This is a genomic window from Salmonella sp. SA14318 (assembly GCF_029866905.1).
Taxonomy (GTDB): Bacteria; Pseudomonadota; Gammaproteobacteria; order Enterobacterales; family Enterobacteriaceae; genus Salmonella; species Salmonella enterica.
In genome coordinates this window covers 3,671,188-3,687,196 of the sequence record NZ_CP123282.1, presented here as the reverse complement: position 1 = coordinate 3,687,196, position 16,009 = coordinate 3,671,188, and the positions used below count along the sequence as shown (strand labels likewise).

Annotated in this window: 16 protein-coding genes; 1 reads left to right on the top strand and 15 read right to left on the bottom strand. The window is 53.1% G+C overall.

All coding sequences use genetic code 11. From position 1 onward, the window contains the following. Nucleotides 1–2 precede the first annotated feature (2 nt). The 15 genes from QEN32_RS17670 to thpR all read right to left on the bottom strand — a co-directional run bounded on the left by QEN32_RS17670 (nucleotide 3) and on the right by thpR (nucleotide 13,449). A complete protein-coding gene (locus tag QEN32_RS17670) occupies nucleotides 3–602 on the bottom strand; it encodes a fimbrial-like protein (RefSeq protein ID WP_265321996.1) in 600 nt (199 codons plus the stop codon). 18 nt (nucleotides 603–620) lie between these two features. Continuing rightward, entirely contained in the window at nucleotides 621–1,178 is a 558-nt protein-coding gene (locus tag QEN32_RS17665) for a fimbrial protein (RefSeq protein ID WP_000673424.1), read from the bottom strand. A gap of 26 nt (nucleotides 1,179–1,204) precedes the next feature. After that, nucleotides 1,205–1,789, bottom strand: a complete 585-nt coding sequence (locus tag QEN32_RS17660) for a fimbrial protein (RefSeq protein ID WP_023221127.1) — start codon at nucleotides 1,787–1,789, stop codon at nucleotides 1,205–1,207. Nucleotides 1,790–1,811: 22 nt separating this feature from the next. After that, a complete protein-coding gene (locus tag QEN32_RS17655) occupies nucleotides 1,812–4,409 on the bottom strand; it encodes an outer membrane usher protein (RefSeq protein ID WP_265321995.1) in 2,598 nt (865 codons plus the stop codon). A 67-nt stretch (nucleotides 4,410–4,476) separates the two neighbouring features. Then, the gene (locus tag QEN32_RS17650; RefSeq protein ID WP_000248430.1) at nucleotides 4,477–5,229 is read right to left on the bottom strand and encodes a fimbrial chaperone; all 753 of its coding nucleotides are present in this window, start codon (nucleotides 5,227–5,229) and stop codon (nucleotides 4,477–4,479) included. Between the two features lie 86 nt (nucleotides 5,230–5,315). Next, entirely contained in the window at nucleotides 5,316–5,921 is a 606-nt protein-coding gene (locus tag QEN32_RS17645) for a fimbrial protein (RefSeq protein ID WP_000466114.1), read from the bottom strand. 277 nt (nucleotides 5,922–6,198) lie between these two features. Beyond that, complete coding sequence (gene panD, locus QEN32_RS17640; protein ID WP_000621526.1) at nucleotides 6,199–6,579, bottom strand: aspartate 1-decarboxylase; 381 nt, start codon at nucleotides 6,577–6,579, stop codon at nucleotides 6,199–6,201. A gap of 94 nt (nucleotides 6,580–6,673) precedes the next feature. Then, nucleotides 6,674–7,528, bottom strand: coding sequence for a pantoate--beta-alanine ligase (gene panC, locus QEN32_RS17635; RefSeq protein WP_000905350.1), 855 nt, complete (start codon nucleotides 7,526–7,528; stop codon nucleotides 6,674–6,676). Nucleotides 7,529–7,653: 125 nt separating this feature from the next. Beyond that, entirely contained in the window at nucleotides 7,654–8,445 is a 792-nt protein-coding gene (gene panB, locus QEN32_RS17630; protein ID WP_023993177.1) for a 3-methyl-2-oxobutanoate hydroxymethyltransferase, read from the bottom strand. Nucleotides 8,446–8,565: 120 nt separating this feature from the next. Continuing rightward, nucleotides 8,566–9,045 carry a 2-amino-4-hydroxy-6-hydroxymethyldihydropteridine diphosphokinase gene (gene folK, locus QEN32_RS17625; protein WP_000150777.1) on the bottom strand — a complete coding sequence of 160 codons (480 nt, stop codon included), beginning with the start codon at nucleotides 9,043–9,045 and terminating at the stop codon, nucleotides 8,566–8,568. Next, a complete protein-coding gene (gene pcnB / locus QEN32_RS17620; RefSeq protein WP_204355897.1) occupies nucleotides 9,042–10,439 on the bottom strand; it encodes a polynucleotide adenylyltransferase PcnB in 1,398 nt (465 codons plus the stop codon). The genes folK and pcnB overlap by 4 nt, the downstream gene beginning before the upstream one ends. Nucleotides 10,440–10,600: 161 nt before the next feature. Then, on the bottom strand, nucleotides 10,601–11,497 hold the full coding sequence (gene gluQRS, locus QEN32_RS17615) for a tRNA glutamyl-Q(34) synthetase GluQRS (RefSeq protein WP_265321994.1): 897 nt from the start codon (nucleotides 11,495–11,497) through the stop codon (nucleotides 10,601–10,603). A 68-nt stretch (nucleotides 11,498–11,565) separates the two neighbouring features. Beyond that, nucleotides 11,566–12,021, bottom strand: a complete 456-nt coding sequence (dksA, locus tag QEN32_RS17610; RefSeq protein WP_001155232.1) for an RNA polymerase-binding protein DksA — start codon at nucleotides 12,019–12,021, stop codon at nucleotides 11,566–11,568. Between the two features lie 176 nt (nucleotides 12,022–12,197). Then, a complete protein-coding gene (sfsA, locus tag QEN32_RS17605; protein WP_000899408.1) occupies nucleotides 12,198–12,902 on the bottom strand; it encodes a DNA/RNA nuclease SfsA in 705 nt (234 codons plus the stop codon). Between the two features lie 16 nt (nucleotides 12,903–12,918). Further along, complete coding sequence (thpR, locus tag QEN32_RS17600) at nucleotides 12,919–13,449, bottom strand: RNA 2',3'-cyclic phosphodiesterase (RefSeq protein ID WP_001294177.1); 531 nt, start codon at nucleotides 13,447–13,449, stop codon at nucleotides 12,919–12,921. Nucleotides 13,450–13,521: 72 nt separating this feature from the next. Between thpR and hrpB the strand changes: the two genes are divergently transcribed. After that, on the top strand, nucleotides 13,522–15,951 hold the full coding sequence (hrpB, locus tag QEN32_RS17595; RefSeq protein WP_265322077.1) for an ATP-dependent helicase HrpB: 2,430 nt from the start codon (nucleotides 13,522–13,524) through the stop codon (nucleotides 15,949–15,951). Nucleotides 15,952–16,009 lie beyond the last annotated feature (58 nt).

Sequence of the window (16,009 nt, the reverse complement as noted above, 5' to 3'; positions counted from 1 at the left end):
TTTTATTCGTAGCTGACGTCAACCAACACGTTGCTGGTGACAACGCCGCTGACAACTGCGCCCGTATTCTGATAGCGCGCGTAAAACTGATAATCCGTTAAATACAGCGAACTGCTTTTTCCGCTGACGTCGTAAACTACGTTAGAACTGCCATCGCTGTTTAAGACGTTAGTTTTATAGTCTGCCGAGAAAATGACGATACCCACGTTTTGCGCCGCGCCTGTTGTGGCATCATTTTTGAAAACCTGGTTTTGGTTGCTCCAAAAACCGGATTGCGGCGTAAAACTGAACATCAACTGCTTGATGCTACTGTTATCTGCACAGTTTTCGAGACGCACGTTAAAAGGCGTGCCGCCCGCTTCGTCGGTAGGCGCATATTTACTGCTGCCGTCGTTATTGTAAAACCATGCCCGCGTGATGTTGGGAAGGTAGACTTCCCCCCCATTTTCCAGACTGAGTTTGCAGGTGCTGTTAACAATACTGGCGGTCAGATTGATATCCAAATTGGAACCCGCCTGGCTGATGCCAGACCAAAACCCGCCCGTCAGACCCATAAGCAACACAAGACCGGGCTGGCGTAAAAGAAACAGTAATTGTTGCATGAACAAAGCACCTGAAAATTAAGGGTATGTCACAACAAAGGTGACCGGAGCCGTGACATCGCCGGCGGTGACGTCGCTCAGGCTTTTACCGTTTGCCACCACAATGCGTGACGTCATTGGGTAGGTACCCGCACCGTTGGTAATGGTCACCTTCTGTGCGGCTGGTGGCGTTTTACAAGACAGTTTCACCCCCGTGTCTGCATCGCCGCCCCAAATTTCGAAGGCGGTATTCAGGCCCGCCGCGTAAGAATCGCCGTCTAAATTATCACCGGAGCAGGTGCCGCCGGTGCCCGCTTTTGCTTCTACTTCTGCGATGGTTACGCCGGAACAATTGCTCAAGACAATGCTCAGCGGCATCGCTTTCTTGTTAAGATCCGATTTATATGTCTCACCATAGCCAATGGTGCTGACATTTTTTCCGTCACCATTAACGACGATAGCTTTACAGGTACCGGTTGTCACTGTGGTCTTAAAGGTCATTTGTACACTGTCGGTACCGGTAATAGCGGCTCTGACCACTCCAGAGAATAAGACGGCAGAAACGGATAATGTGATTAAAGCTGATGTAAATTTCATAGTGATGCTCCGTAGATCTGCGTTAATTACTCGTAGCTAAATACGAAAGTCGCAACGGCTGAGAAAGCCCCGGTGGTAGCCGAATTTGCCTTGGTCTCTTTCATGATGGCGATCAGCGGAACCTCTTTACTGTTAATTTCTACCTCACTCCAGACCAGACGTTCTGAATCGGCGGTGGAGTTAATAACAAAAGGTTCATCTGGTTTGGATGCGCGCGCTACTGACACCCCCATATAGTCGGCTGAGCCTTTTGTTCCATTCGTTAATATTTTTGTTGAATACCCGGATGGCGTTCCGTTGATTGATGTCTTTAATGATTGAAGCGATGCCGGGCATTCAACAATCACTAATTTAAAATCTGCCGTTGCTGTTCCCGCTCTTACATCATCAATACGAACTTCACCACTACTATTACCAATGATTAATTCCTGTACCGTGTCGGAGCCTGTACCACCGACCAGTTTCATGTTGCACGTCGTCTCTAAAATTGTGGCCGTGAAATTAACATCCAGGTTAGTGGAGTTAGCGGCAAGCGCGCTTCCAGAAGCTGCCATTACGGCAAGTGCCGCGATGGGAAGACTGAGGCGGTTTCTTTTCATATAAACTCTCATTAGTTTTTCCCTAAACAGGTCATTACATGTGACAAAGTTGATTGCTTAGTACGGGGGTGAGTCCCGCTTTTGCCGTGGTTTCAGCTAATTGGTAACGCACTGTACAGGTGCTTTCTTTACCACTGCCCCACACCACGCGAAGTTCGCCTTGCTGTTCTACGCCGCGCACGTACGCCTGTCCGGCCTGGCCTACGGTACCGACAGTTTCATTTTTCTCGTTAAGGACATCTGCGCCTAAAGGAATAAAGCCTTTATCGCTACGCAGTAATTCCAGAATCAGTGAGCGACCTTCATCGGTTTCAAAATTCACCAGCACGACGGCGCCGCTGCGCGGTACGGTAACCGTGCTGGTGCTTTTGATTTCAACATCGTTCTCCAGTGTGCTGATATCCAGCGACACCCGGTTTTCGCGGTAGGCTGACATATACGGTAAAATGCCATAGCCCGAACTGCCGATTTCGCTGCTGCTGTAGCCCAGTCCTGCGCCTTGTGCGCCGCTGGCTTTCACCAGGGCGACGGCGTCGGTTTCGCCAATGCTGCCCGGCGCGAACGCCACGCCGCCAGAATGCAGCACCATGCCACCGCTGTAACTGGCGGAATATTGCTGGCTATTGTCGTCGCCAAACGAGGCGGAAAGCCCTAATGGGCCATAGCTGCTGTTAAGGGAGCCAAAGCCACTTACCTGATTCAGGTTGCCGTAATTACCGCTGCTGGAGGTGGCGCTCACGGAGTAGCTGATGTCGCTATCTTTGGTATTACCGCTGGCGGTGGAGTTGACGTTAGTACCGCCCTTCATGTCAGAACGCAGGCCCATGTTGATATTGGAGAAACCGCCAGAGCGTTCCCCGTTGTGGGAGAACATACTCAACGGAATACTGAAACTTAAATAGACGCTGTCGTCTTTACTGCCGTTCTGGTCATAGGCGCGTTGTAATGACACGCTATAGCTGCCGTAGGCAAAACTGTTGTTGTAACCCACGCTATAGTTGGCCGTGGAGCCCGCATCATTCCAGTAGTCCTGCCATGTTCCGCTGACATACACAGAACCCCAGGTTGTTTCTCCCTGGTTTAAGGGCTGGTTGATGCTGATTTGCACCTGATTTTTGGTACGCTGGTAATCGTCATATAACTCATCACCTGAGCGATAACTTTGCTGCGCATATTGCTGATGTTTAACGCTGTCTTGCAAAGACGCGGCGTCATTCAGGCTGAGGTAGTCTTCAGTAGAAAAACGATAAGCGGCGACGTTAAATGAGGTATTGGTCGCCTCGATCATTTTGCTGTAGGTCAGCCGGTAGCTTTGCCCGCTGAGCGTGCCTAAATCATCAATACTGGCGTGAGATTGCGTCACATCAAAGGCGAATGCGCCAATACCGGTGTTCATTGCCAGACCTAATAACCCAGCATAGAAATTCATATCGGTATATTGCGCGCCGATATAGCCGGTAAAGGTGTTGTTCAGGCCATAGTAAAACTGCGCGTAACCCACCTGCGGTTTATCATGCAAAGAATCATCGTTCAGCTCGCCGACGCCGATATCCCAGCGTGTCGCGCCGGGGCGTAACATTTGGGTGACTGACGAAAAGGGAACGGTAAAGCTGCGTTTGCTGCCGTCCGCTTCTTCTACGGTGACCAGCAGATCGTTACCATAACCTGTGGTGCTAAGGTCGTTAATCTCGAACGCCCCCGGCGGTACGGTGGTTTCGTAGATTTTATTGCCGCTTTGCATCACCGTGACTTTGGCATTGCTGTTGGCGACGCCGCGGATAACAGGCGCGTAGTTGCTGGAGCCCATCGGTAACATGCGGTCATCGTTATACATTCGTATCCCGCTCAGGCTGAAGGAGTCAAACGCATCGCCACGGGTATAGGAGTCGCCTATCACCATTTGCGCTTTCAGCGCGGTGATATCTCGCTGTAAATAAACGTCCTGATTGTTGTATTCGCTACCGGTATCTTTGTTCCAGTTAAGGCTACCTCGGGAACGCAAACGCCACGGTCCCATATTTAAACCGTAACGTAGCCCCACGTAAGCGGTATCGGACGTTGTGCCATTGCCTTCACTGTGCCAGGCGTTCATATCATAAGAGACGATGGCCGCCGGAACGCCATCTTCCCACAGTGAGGGGTCAACATACCCGGCAGGACGCTTCAGGATATAAATCTGCGGGAAGTTGAGATCCATGGCCTGTTTGCCGGAATCGTAATTCGCCGTCGCACCGGGGTAGTATTTTTTTATATCCAGACACGTGGTGTTGTCGTCGACCTCGACGTCATCGCGCATTGCGGCGGGATCAACGCCTGCCTGGGTGAGTAAAAGCGGCGTCAGACATGCACTGGCGCGTGGCGTACCGTTTTCATTAAAGGTAATTTCAGAGGTAGATTTCAACGCATTGTTAAGATTCACTTTCACACGATAGGTTCCGGCAAGCACCGGGTTGCCATATGCATAGCGACTAATATCGATATTAGCGCTGCTATTAAGTAAAAATTGTTCGTTAAATTCTACGGCTTCGTCCGACTCAGCAACGGTTTTTTCTGCTGCTGAAGTTGCAGCAGAAACGGAAAAAGGGAGTGCAGCGCCAATAGTAAGACATAATAATGAGCGTTGAAATAGCATTGTTTTTCCGAATAATTAACGTGGGCCAGAATGGCCCACTACATTGGTACGTAATTGTTATAATTGATTAGTCTATTTTGGCTTCTCGTTTATTTGTGCCGCCATTATCATTAATGGTGTTATAGATAACGGTACCGTTAATATTATTCGAAAGGCCTTTTACGGGCATGCTGACCCCGCTAAAGGGTAAAACGGATTTGCTGTCGACGGTATATTCTTTACCGCCCACTTTAAATTTTACGTTGGAAATAGAAACGTTGTACGCGCTGTCATTTTGGGCAAATAGTGAAAGCGTATTGCCTTCTTTTTTCTGCGACCATTTCAGATTTGCCGCCGCATCGCCAGGCGTGCCTTTCAGGCCATCCGGGCGGAAAAATAATTTGATCCGCGTGCGAAAGGCGAGTTGAAGTTGATTTAAACTCTCGCCTTCTTTCGCTTTTGATTTTGGCGGAATTTCCAGCACGTTAAACCAAAACAGCGATTCCCGATCCTGAGGTAATGCGCTACCCATATACGTAATACGCAAGGATTGCCCTTTTTGTGGATCGATACGAGATACCGGAGGCGTAATGACAAACGGCAGTTTTAGCTCCTGCGGATCAACACCGTCACGCCCGTCATCCAGCCAGGTTTGCACCAGTAGAGGTTTATTGCCCCGGTTATCCAGGTTCACAATCACGTCTTTTGATGACGCTGGGTACACAATACGTGTTCCGGATATGACGATATCCGCGTTTGCCTGGAATGTGGCAAATGCCGTGAAGGCCGCGGCAGCGAAGCAGGTGGTTTTAAATCCCTTTGTAATAACCGTATTGACCATTTTACCCTCCCTGTAGGTATACTTTAAAATTAAAATCCCCCAGCACAGCCGCTGAGGGATTGGCTAATCTTTTTAAATACAAAGGATTAGTTATAAATAACGGTGAAGGCAACTTGCGCCTGTACGGTTCCTGCCGTTACCGGGCTGGTGTCTGCATTCCACTTCTGGCCCTGGGTGTAGGCTACGCGGTAGAACAGGTCACCGGTGCCATCAGCGGAAATAGTGGCTTTCTGCGTGTTGTTAGTCTGGTCAATTTTGATCAGATCGGTAGCGCCGTTACCGTTGTTAGCCAGCACCAGGTTAACGTTTTCTGCTGCTCCTTGCAGATTAGCCGGTGGTACTAACAGACCACCTGACGTTGAACTGGAACCGCCCCAGGAATTAAACTGAGCGGAGGCATCTTTTACCGTTGCGTTATCACATTCGCTCAGATTCAGAGTGAACTGTTTTTCGCCCAGAGTACTGTTAGCACCCAGTGCGGTAGCGAAGTTTTTAACAAAAACGGTATCCAGAGTAATGTCAAAATCATTACCGTCTTGATCTATTTTATTATCAAGAGAGATTTTACAGGTATTGTTAGAAACCAGACCGTGGAAAGTAATAGTACCCGTATCTGGATCTGCTGCCATTGCAGACCCGGCACCCAAAGTCATTGCAATAAAAGCGGCTACGCCATATTTTCTGAAAAACATTTAGAATATCCATATTTTAGTGATAAATATAAATAAAATATATTTATATATCTTATTTGTTGAAATATTATATTTCGAGGCGGATTTTATAGAGAGTTGCGATGAAAAGGAATAAAGTTATCCATTAGAAATACTTTATGTTTTTTTAAGTAAAACTAATGTTTTATTATTTAAGCAATAAGATAAATAATAAATAATATTATTTATTGGTGATTTAAAAAAAAGACAACCCGTCCCAAAATATGTTTTTCTGGAAGGGTTGTCCTATTATTGAAAATCAGGCAACCTGTACCGGAATAGCTTTCGCGGTGCGCTTCATTTCGTTGTCGCCTTCAAAATAGGCCACTTTCGGACGCCATGTACGCGCTTCTTCATCAGACATGGTGACGAAGCTGGCGATAATCACAATGTCGCCAACTTCAGCGCAGTGCGCCGCCGCACCGTTCACCGAGATGATTCTGGAGCCGCGTTCAGCCGCAATCGCATAGGTTGAGAAACGTTTCCCATTGGTCACGTTCCAGATATCAATCGCTTCGTTTTCCAGAATACCGGAGGCGTCAAGGAAATCCTGGTCAATGGCACAGGAACCTTCGTAGTGCAGGTCCGCCTGCGTGACTTTTACGCGGTGGAGCTTGCCTTGCAGCATGGTGCGAATCATAACTTCTTTACCCTGTCGTTTACCTTGGCTAAGCAGGCGCTTGTGGCCTGCTTTGGAAATTCTCAGGCAGTATTGCCCGATTTTTAACCCCTGTCTACTGGGCTAATGTAACGCTTTGATTATCGATCAGACGCGCCTGACCCAGCCAGGCGGCGGCCAGAATCACTGCGCGTTTGCTGGTTTCCGTCAGCTCCTGCAGCGTGTCGGCATCACGGATTTGAATGTCGTCGGCACGGAAGCCTTTTTCATTCAGTTCCTGTTCGGCAATGGCGATAATCTCTTGCAGCTCACGATTACCCGCAATCAGTTTTTCAGCGATGCTATTCATCACGTTGTGTAGACCCGGCGCAATTTTGCGCTGCTCTGCGGTCAGATAACTGTTACGTGAGCTGAGCGCCAGACCGTCTTTGGCGCGAATAATCGGCACGCCGACGATCTCAATGTCATAACTCATATCCGCCACCATTTTGCGGATCAGCGCCAGTTGCTGGAAATCCTTCTCGCCAAAGCAGGCGATATCCGGCTGGATCAGGTTGAACAGCTTGCTGACGATAGTCGAGACGCCGCGGAAGTGGCCCGGACGGCTGGCGCCTTCCAGCATGGTAGAGAGGCCGGGAACATCAACGTACGTCTGGCCTTCCAGCCCCTGTGGGTAGATTTCCTCAACGGCTGGCGCAAAGACATAATCGACTTTGCGTTTGTTCAGCTTTTCACAATCTTCCTGCAGCGTGCGCGGATAACGCACCAGATCGTCCGGCCGGTCAAACTGCATCGGGTTGACGAAAATGCTGACGATCACCACATCAGCCCGGGCTTTTGCCTCATCGACCAGCTTCATATGGCCGTCGTGCAGGTTGCCCATGGTGGGAACCAGTGCGACGCGTTTACCTTCCTGACGCAGACGACGAATATGCTGGCGCAGCAGCGGCAGGGTTTCAATGATTAGCACAACAAAACTCCTTGAGTTGCTTGATGATCCTGCCCGATGGCGCTGCGCTTATCAGGCCTACATCCGTTGAGGATCTGTAGGCCGGATAAGACGCGTCGCGTCGCCATCCGGCACGGTCAGAAAAATTAGTGAAAGCTGTGTTCTTCGCCCGGATAAACGCCGGACTCCACTTCAGCCATATACTGCCGTACGGCGGCGCGCATGTCGCCCGCCTCGGCAAGGAAATTTTTCGCGAATTTGGGAATATGGCCGCCGGTGATGCCAAACGCATCGTGCATCACCAGGATCTGACCGTCGGTGACGTTGCCCGCGCCGATGCCGATCACCGGAATCGACAGCGCTTCCGTGACGCGCTTCGCCAGCTCAACCGGCACGCACTCCAGCACCAGCAGTTGAGCGCCAGCCGCTTCTAAAGCCAGCGCGTCATCCAGCAGCACTTGCCCTGCATCGCCGCGGCCCTGAATTTTATAGCCGCCGAAGATATTCACCGACTGTGGCGTTAGCCCCAGATGACCACAAACCGGCACGGCGCGTTCGGTGAGCATTTTCACCGTATCAACCAGCCAGGCGCCGCCTTCAATTTTGACCATATTGGCCCCCGCACGCATCACGATAGCCGCGTTTTCAAACGCCTGTTCCGGGGTGGCGTAAGCCATAAACGGCAGGTCGGAGAGCAACAGGCAGTTGGGCGCGCCACGTCGCACGGCACGAGTGTGGTAAGCGATATCTTCCACGGTGACAGGCAGAGTGGAGTCATGCCCCTGAATCGTCATGCCCAGCGAGTCGCCAACCAGCATCACATTGATACCTTCGTCGGCAAATAACTTAGCGAAGCTGTAGTCGTAGGCGGTAATTGTCGCGAAGCGTTTTTTCTCTTGCTTGCATTTCTGCAGCAGTGAAATGGTGGTGGGTTTCATAACGTTTCCTGATGGTAAAAGTTATATTTCCCGGCATTCTAACAGTCATATTCAGGGGGGCAATTGATTTAAGCAATCGTTTGGCGCTAAAGCAGTAAACGCTAAAGGGGAGGCGATGTTTTACCAGTGGGCGGGTTTTGCAGCACCAAGATGGGTGAGATGCTGATGCAGGCTGATACCATCCGGAAAGATCAGATCAGGAGCGATTTCAAACAGCGGCCACAGCATAAAACCGCGGTTTTTCATGTCGTAGTGCGGTACGGTCAGACGGTCGGTGTTAATGACTTCATCGCCAAACAGCATAATGTCGAGATCCAGCGTGCGCGGCCCCCAGCGTTCGGCTTTGCGCACCCGGCCCTGTTGCAGCTCAATGCGCTGGGTATGGTTAAGCAATTCTTCGGGGGCGAGGGCGGTATCCAGCGCCACCGCGGCGTTCAGGTAGTCCGGCTGATCCTGTGGACCAAGCGGCGGCGTGCGGTAAAACGAAGACACCGTGACGATACGGCTATCGGGAATGTCGGCGATAGCCTTCAGGGCGGCATTGACCTGCTCCAGCGGAGAGGCCAGATTACTGCCAAGCGCGATATACGCGATCGTCATACGGTGCCCTCGCGGCGCGGCGCGCGTTTGCGCGGACGTGAACGGCGGCGGCGTGGAGCAGGATCGTCGTCCAGCTCGTTGAGCATCCCTTTTTGTTCCGGCGGCGCGGAAGCCTGAAACTCGGCCCACCACTGCGCCAGACGTTGCAGTTCAGTATTATTTTCCACCTGAGCGCGCAGCTCCAGTAAATCAAACGCGGCGCGGAATTTGGGATGTTCCATCAGTTTCCAGGCGCGTTTGCCCTGACGTCGCGACATCCGTAACTGAAGCTGCCAAATATCACGGGTAAGCGTGGTAAGGCGTTTCGGGATCGCCAGTGAACGGCAGGCCTCATCCAGCACATCATTCATGGCCAGCGCGAAAGCGTCGTAATAGGCCAGACCGCTCTCCTGAGCGATTTTTTGCGCCATCTCCAGCAGCGGATACCAGAACATGGCGGCAAACAAAAATGCCGGATTAACGCGCATTTCGTTACGGATGCGGTTATCCGTATTCTTCAACACCTGCGCAATGATGCGTTCCATTGCGCTGTCGCCGTTTTCGGTGAAATAACGCGTAATGGTAGGAAACAACGGCTGGAAGAGGTTGTATTCCCGCAGTTGTTGATAGGTTTCAAAACCGTTCCCCGCCTGCAGCAGCTTCAGCGACTCTTCGAACAGGCGCGCGGGAGGAATGTCGTTTAGCAAGGTAGCCAGACGCGGGATTGGCTCAGCCGTTTCAGGGCTGATACGCATATTGAGCTTCGCAGCGAAACGCACGGCGCGCAGCATTCGAACCGGATCTTCGCGGTAGCGCGTTTCCGGATTGCCGATCAGGCGAATCACGCCTTCTTGCAGATCCTGCATTCCGCCGACGTAATCGCGCACGGTAAAATCCGCTACGCTGTAGTAAAGGCTGTTGATGGTGAAATCGCGGCGCTGGGCATCTTCTTCGATAGAGCCGAAGATATTATCGCGCAGCAGCATACCGTTTTGCCCACGCTGGGAGGTCGTACGGTCGCTTTCACTGCCTTCATGATGACCACGAAACGTTGCCACTTCGATAATTTCCGGGCCAAACATCACGTGAGCCAGGCGGAAACGACGCCCCACCAGACGGCAATTGCGGAATAATTTCCGTACCTGATCCGGTGTTGCGTTGGTGGTCACGTCGAAATCCTTCGGCTTTTTGCCGAGCAGGAGATCGCGGACGCCGCCGCCGACCAGGTAGGCTTCATAGCCCGCTTTGTTCAGCCTGTACAGTACCTTGAGGGCATTTTCACTGATATCTTTGCGGGAGATAGCGTGCTGTTCACGCGGGATAATCGTCATATGTGGACGGGCGACGGCTTGTTCTGCCTCGCTCTCCTCGCGGCTTAACACCTTACGGCAAAAATTAGCGACTCGGGTAAAAATAGCGCACCTCGGTAGTGTCATACATTAATAAGATCAACTTACTCTATGTCTTTCGCATTACGGCAGACGGGCGTAAGAGAGCAACGCGACCTGGGCTGTAAGCATCATTAACGCCGCAGCAATGCGAAAGACGATGAGCAAAAATAGCGGCTAATCATAGCTCAGCGAGACGCATTTGAGAATGCCGGATTTACATTAGCCGATGTGGGTACGGCTGCAAGCCTCCAGTGCTCCACCGCAAAGCGCAGCAACGCCTCAACAGACATCTCCTGCCACGCTACGACGTCGCGTTGGCCTAAAAAGCGCAATGCCTGGACCAGTACCGGGCGCGGATCGCCTGTCGCAAGCGCAGGGGCATGATTTTGCTTGGAAAGTTTAGCGCCTTGTTCGTTGAGCGCCAGCGGAAGGTGCACGTAACCAGGCGCACGCCAGCCAAACTGTTTATACAGAGAAAGTTGTCGGACAGTGGGTTCGATTAAATCTGCGCCGCGGACGATCTCCGTCACCCCCTGAAAATGATCGTCGACCACCACGGCCAGATTATAAGCAAACAGTCCGTCGCGGCGGTGGATAATAAAATCTTCGCTCGCCAGCTGTGGGTCAGCCTGGATGTCGCCGCGCAAGGCATCATGGAAACGCATCACCGGATGCTGCTGTTTAATTCTGACGGCGGCATTCTCCGGCCCGTGGCATAACGTCCGGCAATGGCCGTCGTAAATACCGCCCAGACGTTGAATGCGCGAGCGGGGGCAAGTGCAGTAGTAGCTCAGTCCCTGCTCGTGAAGCCAGGCCAGCGCCTCGCGATAAGCCTCATGACGCTGTGATTGCCATAAGACCTCGCCATCCCAGTGCAGGCCGTAATGTTCCAGCTGGCGCAGAATGGTCGCTGCGGCACCGGGAACTTCACGTGGGGGGTCGATATCCTCTATGCGAACGCGCCAAATTCCGCGTTGCGCACGGGCTTGTAGATAGCTGCCGAGGGCGGCGATTAACGAGCCGAAATGCAGTTCGCCGGATGGCGACGGCGCGAAACGGCCAATATAGTGTGAGTCAGTCATGCTGCGGGCAATAAAGAATAAGGCGGGAAAACTCCCGCCTGTCATAAATAGGGTAGAAACGAACGGGATTAACCCGCCATCTGTTTTTCGCGAATTTCAGCCAGCGTTTTGCAGTCGATGCACAGATCGGCTGTTGGACGCGCTTCCAGGCGGCGGATACCAATCTCCACCCCGCAGGACTCGCAATAACCGAAGTCTTCATCTTCCACTTTCTTCAGCGTCTTCTCGATCTTTTTGATCAGTTTGCGCTCACGGTCACGATTACGTAACTCCAGGCTAAACTCCTCTTCCTGCGCGGCGCGATCGACCGGATCGGGGAAGTTGGCGGCTTCGTCCTGCATGTGCGTCACAGTGCGATCGACTTCATCCCGGAGTTGATTACGCCATGCTTCAAGAATACGCTTGAAGTGCGATAGCTGGGCTTCGTTCATATACTCTTCGCCCGGTTTCTCCTGGTACGGCTCCACCCCAGCGATGGCGAGAATACTCAGGGACGATGTTTTACGGTTTTGCCCTTCTTGCATGTTGCTTCTCCTTAACACGCACTATCGATCCCCATGTTCGGGGGAAAATCAGGTCGCTATAAATAGCAGATGCTTTTCCGGATAGCAATTATCTAAACGTAACACTTGACAACCCTGTGAGGAAAAGCGTATTTACGCACGCGGCCAGAATACTTAATAATCAGGCTGTTATTCCACTACAACGTTATGGGTACTGGTTCGTTCAGTTCCATTTTTTGGGCTGAAAGTTCTGCTTTATAAGCTAAAACTTCCACGCCTTTATTCTGAGCCTCGCTCAATAGCTGCGCGTATTTTATATCGATATGACGTGCGGGTGAAAAACGTGTAATGGCGGAGTGCAGCACCGCGAACACCACCACCGCGCGATGACCTGCCGCCGCAACGCCCATCAACTCCCGAAGATGTTTTTGCCCTCGTTCGGTGATGGCGTCGGGAAAATAACCGTTTTCTTTTTCCGCTAACGTGACCGATTTCACTTCAATATAGCAGTCCGGGCGGAAATCTGCCTGTAACATAAAATCTATACGGCTGCGCTCGGCGCCATATTTGACTTCACTTTTCAGAATATTGTACCCCGCCAGCGCCGGCAGGCGATTCTCCTGAATCGCTTCTTTCGTTAGCTGGTTCGCCCGCAGCGTATTCACGCAAATGAATGCGCCGAATTGCGTTTCAGTCAATTCCCAGGTATGCGGATATTTGCGTTTAGTATTTTCTGATGTCGAATACCAGACGGTATCGCCAGGCGTGGCGCAGCCGGTCATCGCGCCGGTATTAGGACAGTGCAGCGTAAGCGTCGTACCGTCAGGGGTGATCACATCGGCTAAAAAACGTTTATAGCGCTGAATCAGCGTAGCGCGTTGTAAAGGGGGTGAGAATAGCATCGACATTCCTTCATTATTATTCGCCCAGCGTCCAGCGCTGCAGCTCGGCATAGCGGGTACGGCCTTGCCCATACGAAGAGGCGTAAAGCGCAAACGACGTGACCGGAAATGACCAGCAAAAGCCCGGCGGCGGGATAGCCACCGCATGGCTGGCGTCGCGCAGCAGCGTAATATGCGGGTGAAAAGGCTGCGGGCTTTGATAACAACCGCTGCGGGCGGCCTGCGCGCGCAGCATATTAGCCAACTGCAACAACCCGCGCGGCGGCTGGCGCATCCCCAGCCACACCACGCGCGAACGCAGCCACTGACCGGCGTCATCCAGATGTAGCGTAAAGCCCGGCTGGCGAATTCGTCCGGCCAGTTGCGCAAGCGCGCGCTGCTTATCGCTACTGACGTCGCCTAAAAAGGCCAGCGTCAGGTGCAGGTTCGCCGCTGCCACGGGGCGTCCGTCTTCAGACGCAAAATGGGCGGCGCGCCAGGCGATAATTTGCGCGCGCGCGTCGTCGGGTAAGTCAATCGCAAAAAACAGCCGTTTTGGCTCAGACATAGGGATACTCGGTTATGGATTAACACGATGCTACAATGCGGCGCAAAGAAAGTTAACCCCGTGGAGCCGTTTGTGACGTCATTGCCCGTTGCCGCCGTATTGCCTGAATTGTTGACAGCCCTAAAAACCGCGCCGCAGGTTTTGTTGTCCGCGCCTACCGGGGCGGGGAAATCTACCTGGTTGCCGTTGCAACTCCTGCAACAGGGGCCGGTTGCTGGAAAAATCCTTCTGCTTGAACCGCGTCGTCTGGCGGCGCGTAATGTCGCGCAGCGTCTGGCGGAAGCGTTGAATGAAAAGCCTGGCGAAACGGTAGGTTACCGGATGCGCGCGCAAAGCTGCGTGGGGCCGCGTACCCGGCTGGAAGTGGTGACCGAAGGCGTATTGACCAGAATGATTCAGCGCGATCCCGAATTACGCGGCGTGGGGCTGGTGATACTGGATGAATTTCATGAGCGCAGTTTACAGGCGGATTTAGCGTTGGCGCTGTTGCTGGATATCCAGCAAGGGCTCCGTGACGATCTCAGGCTGTTAATCATGTCAGCGACGCTGGATAACGACAGGCTCTGTCAGCGACTGCCTGATGCGCCGACGATCGTCTCGGAAGGGCGCGCGTTCCCGGTGGAGCGACGTTATCAGCCGCTCGCGGCGCATTTGCGTTTTGATGAAGCCGTCGCGATGGCGACAGCGGAACTGCTGCGCAATGAAAACGGTTCGCTGCTGCTATTCTTACCCGGCGTAGGCGAAATACAGCGCGTTCATGAACATCTGGCGTCGCGGGTAGGGAGCGATGTCCTGCTTTGTCCGCTGTATGGCGCATTGTCTCTGGAAGCGCAACGCAAAGCGATTGTTCCCGCCCCCGCCGGGATGCGTAAAGTGGTGTTGGCGACTAACATTGCCGAAACCAGTTTGACGATTGAAGGGATTCGTCTGGTCGTCGATAGCGCTCAGGAGCGCGTGGCGCGATTCGACGCGCGAACGGGACTGACGCGGCTGGTTACGCAGCGTATCAGTCAGGCGTCAATGACGCAGCGCGCGGGGCGCGCCGGACGACTGGCGCCGGGTATCTGTTTACATCTGCTGGCCAAAGAACAGGCGGAGCGGGCGGCGGCGCAAAGCGATCCGGAAATCTTACACAGTGACCTTTCCGGTTTGTTGATGGAGGTGTTGCAGTGGGGATGTCACGATCCGGCATCGCTTTTCTGGCTGGACAGGCCGCCGGAGGTGAATCTTCAGGCCGCCCGCCGTTTATTATTGATGTTAGGCGCGCTGGAGGGCGAGCGGTTAAGCGCGCGGGGGCAAAAAATGGCGGCAATGGGTAACGATCCGCGCCTGGCGGCGATGTTAGTCAACGCCGACGAGGGCGACAGCGCCGCCACCGCCGCCATGCTCGCGGCCATCCTTGAGGACCCGCCGCGCGGCGGCGGTACGGATTTAAGCGTGCTATTTTCGCGGCGACAGCCGGGCTGGCAGCAGCGTAGCCAGCAGCTTTTAAAACGGCTGCAGGTGCGTAATGGCGAGCCGGATAGCGAGCTTATTATGCCGCTGTTGGCCAGAGCGTTTAGCGACCGCATCGCGCGGCGTCGTGGTCAGGAAGGGCGCTATCAGTTAGCCAATGGTATGGGCGCGATGTTAGATGCGGATGACGCGTTGGGACGTCATGAATGGTTGATCGCGCCGCTGTTGCTGCAAGGTAGCGCCTCGCCGGACGCCCGAATATTGTTGGCGCAGCCGCTGGATATTGCCTCGCTGATTCAGGCGTGTCCTGATTTACTGCGCCAGTCTGACACGGTTGAATGGGACGAAGCGCAGGGAACGTTGAAAGCGTGGCGCAGAATGCGTATTGGACAGTTGACGGTTAGCGTTCAGCCACTGGCGAAACCGTCTGAAGAGGAGCTTCATCAGGCGATGCTGAACGGCATCCGCGATAGAGGTCTGGCCGTCCTTAACTGGACGCCGGAAGCGGAGCAGTTCCGTCTGCGTCTACACTGTGCGGCGAAATGGCTGCCGGAATATGACTGGCCTGCCGTGGATGAGGCGTCGCTGCTGGCGACTCTGGAAAACTGGTTGCTGCCGCACATGACAGGCGTACAGTCGTTACGGAGTCTGAAATCTCTGAATGTGACTCAGGCGTTACGGGGACTGCTTGACTATGCCATGCTGCAACGTCTGGATAGTGAACTGCCTGGGCATTACACTGTGCCGACGGGAAGCCGAATAACGATTCGTTATCATGAAGATAACCCGCCCGCACTGGCGGTCAGAATGCAGGAAATGTTTGGCGAAGCGAAGACCCCAACCATCGCTCAGGGCCGCGTGCCGCTGGTGCTGGAACTGCTTTCGCCTGCGCAGCGACCGCTACAGATTACACGCGATTTAAGCGCTTTCTGGCAGGGTGCGTATCGCGAAGTGCAAAAAGAGATGAAGGGCCGTTACCCCAAACATGTCTGGCCGGACGATCCGGCGAATACGGCCCCAACGCGGCGCACGAAGAAGTATTCGTGACGTGTTATACGTTGCCTCCAGGCCGGATAAGGCGTTAATCGCCATCCGGCAAAAGAGT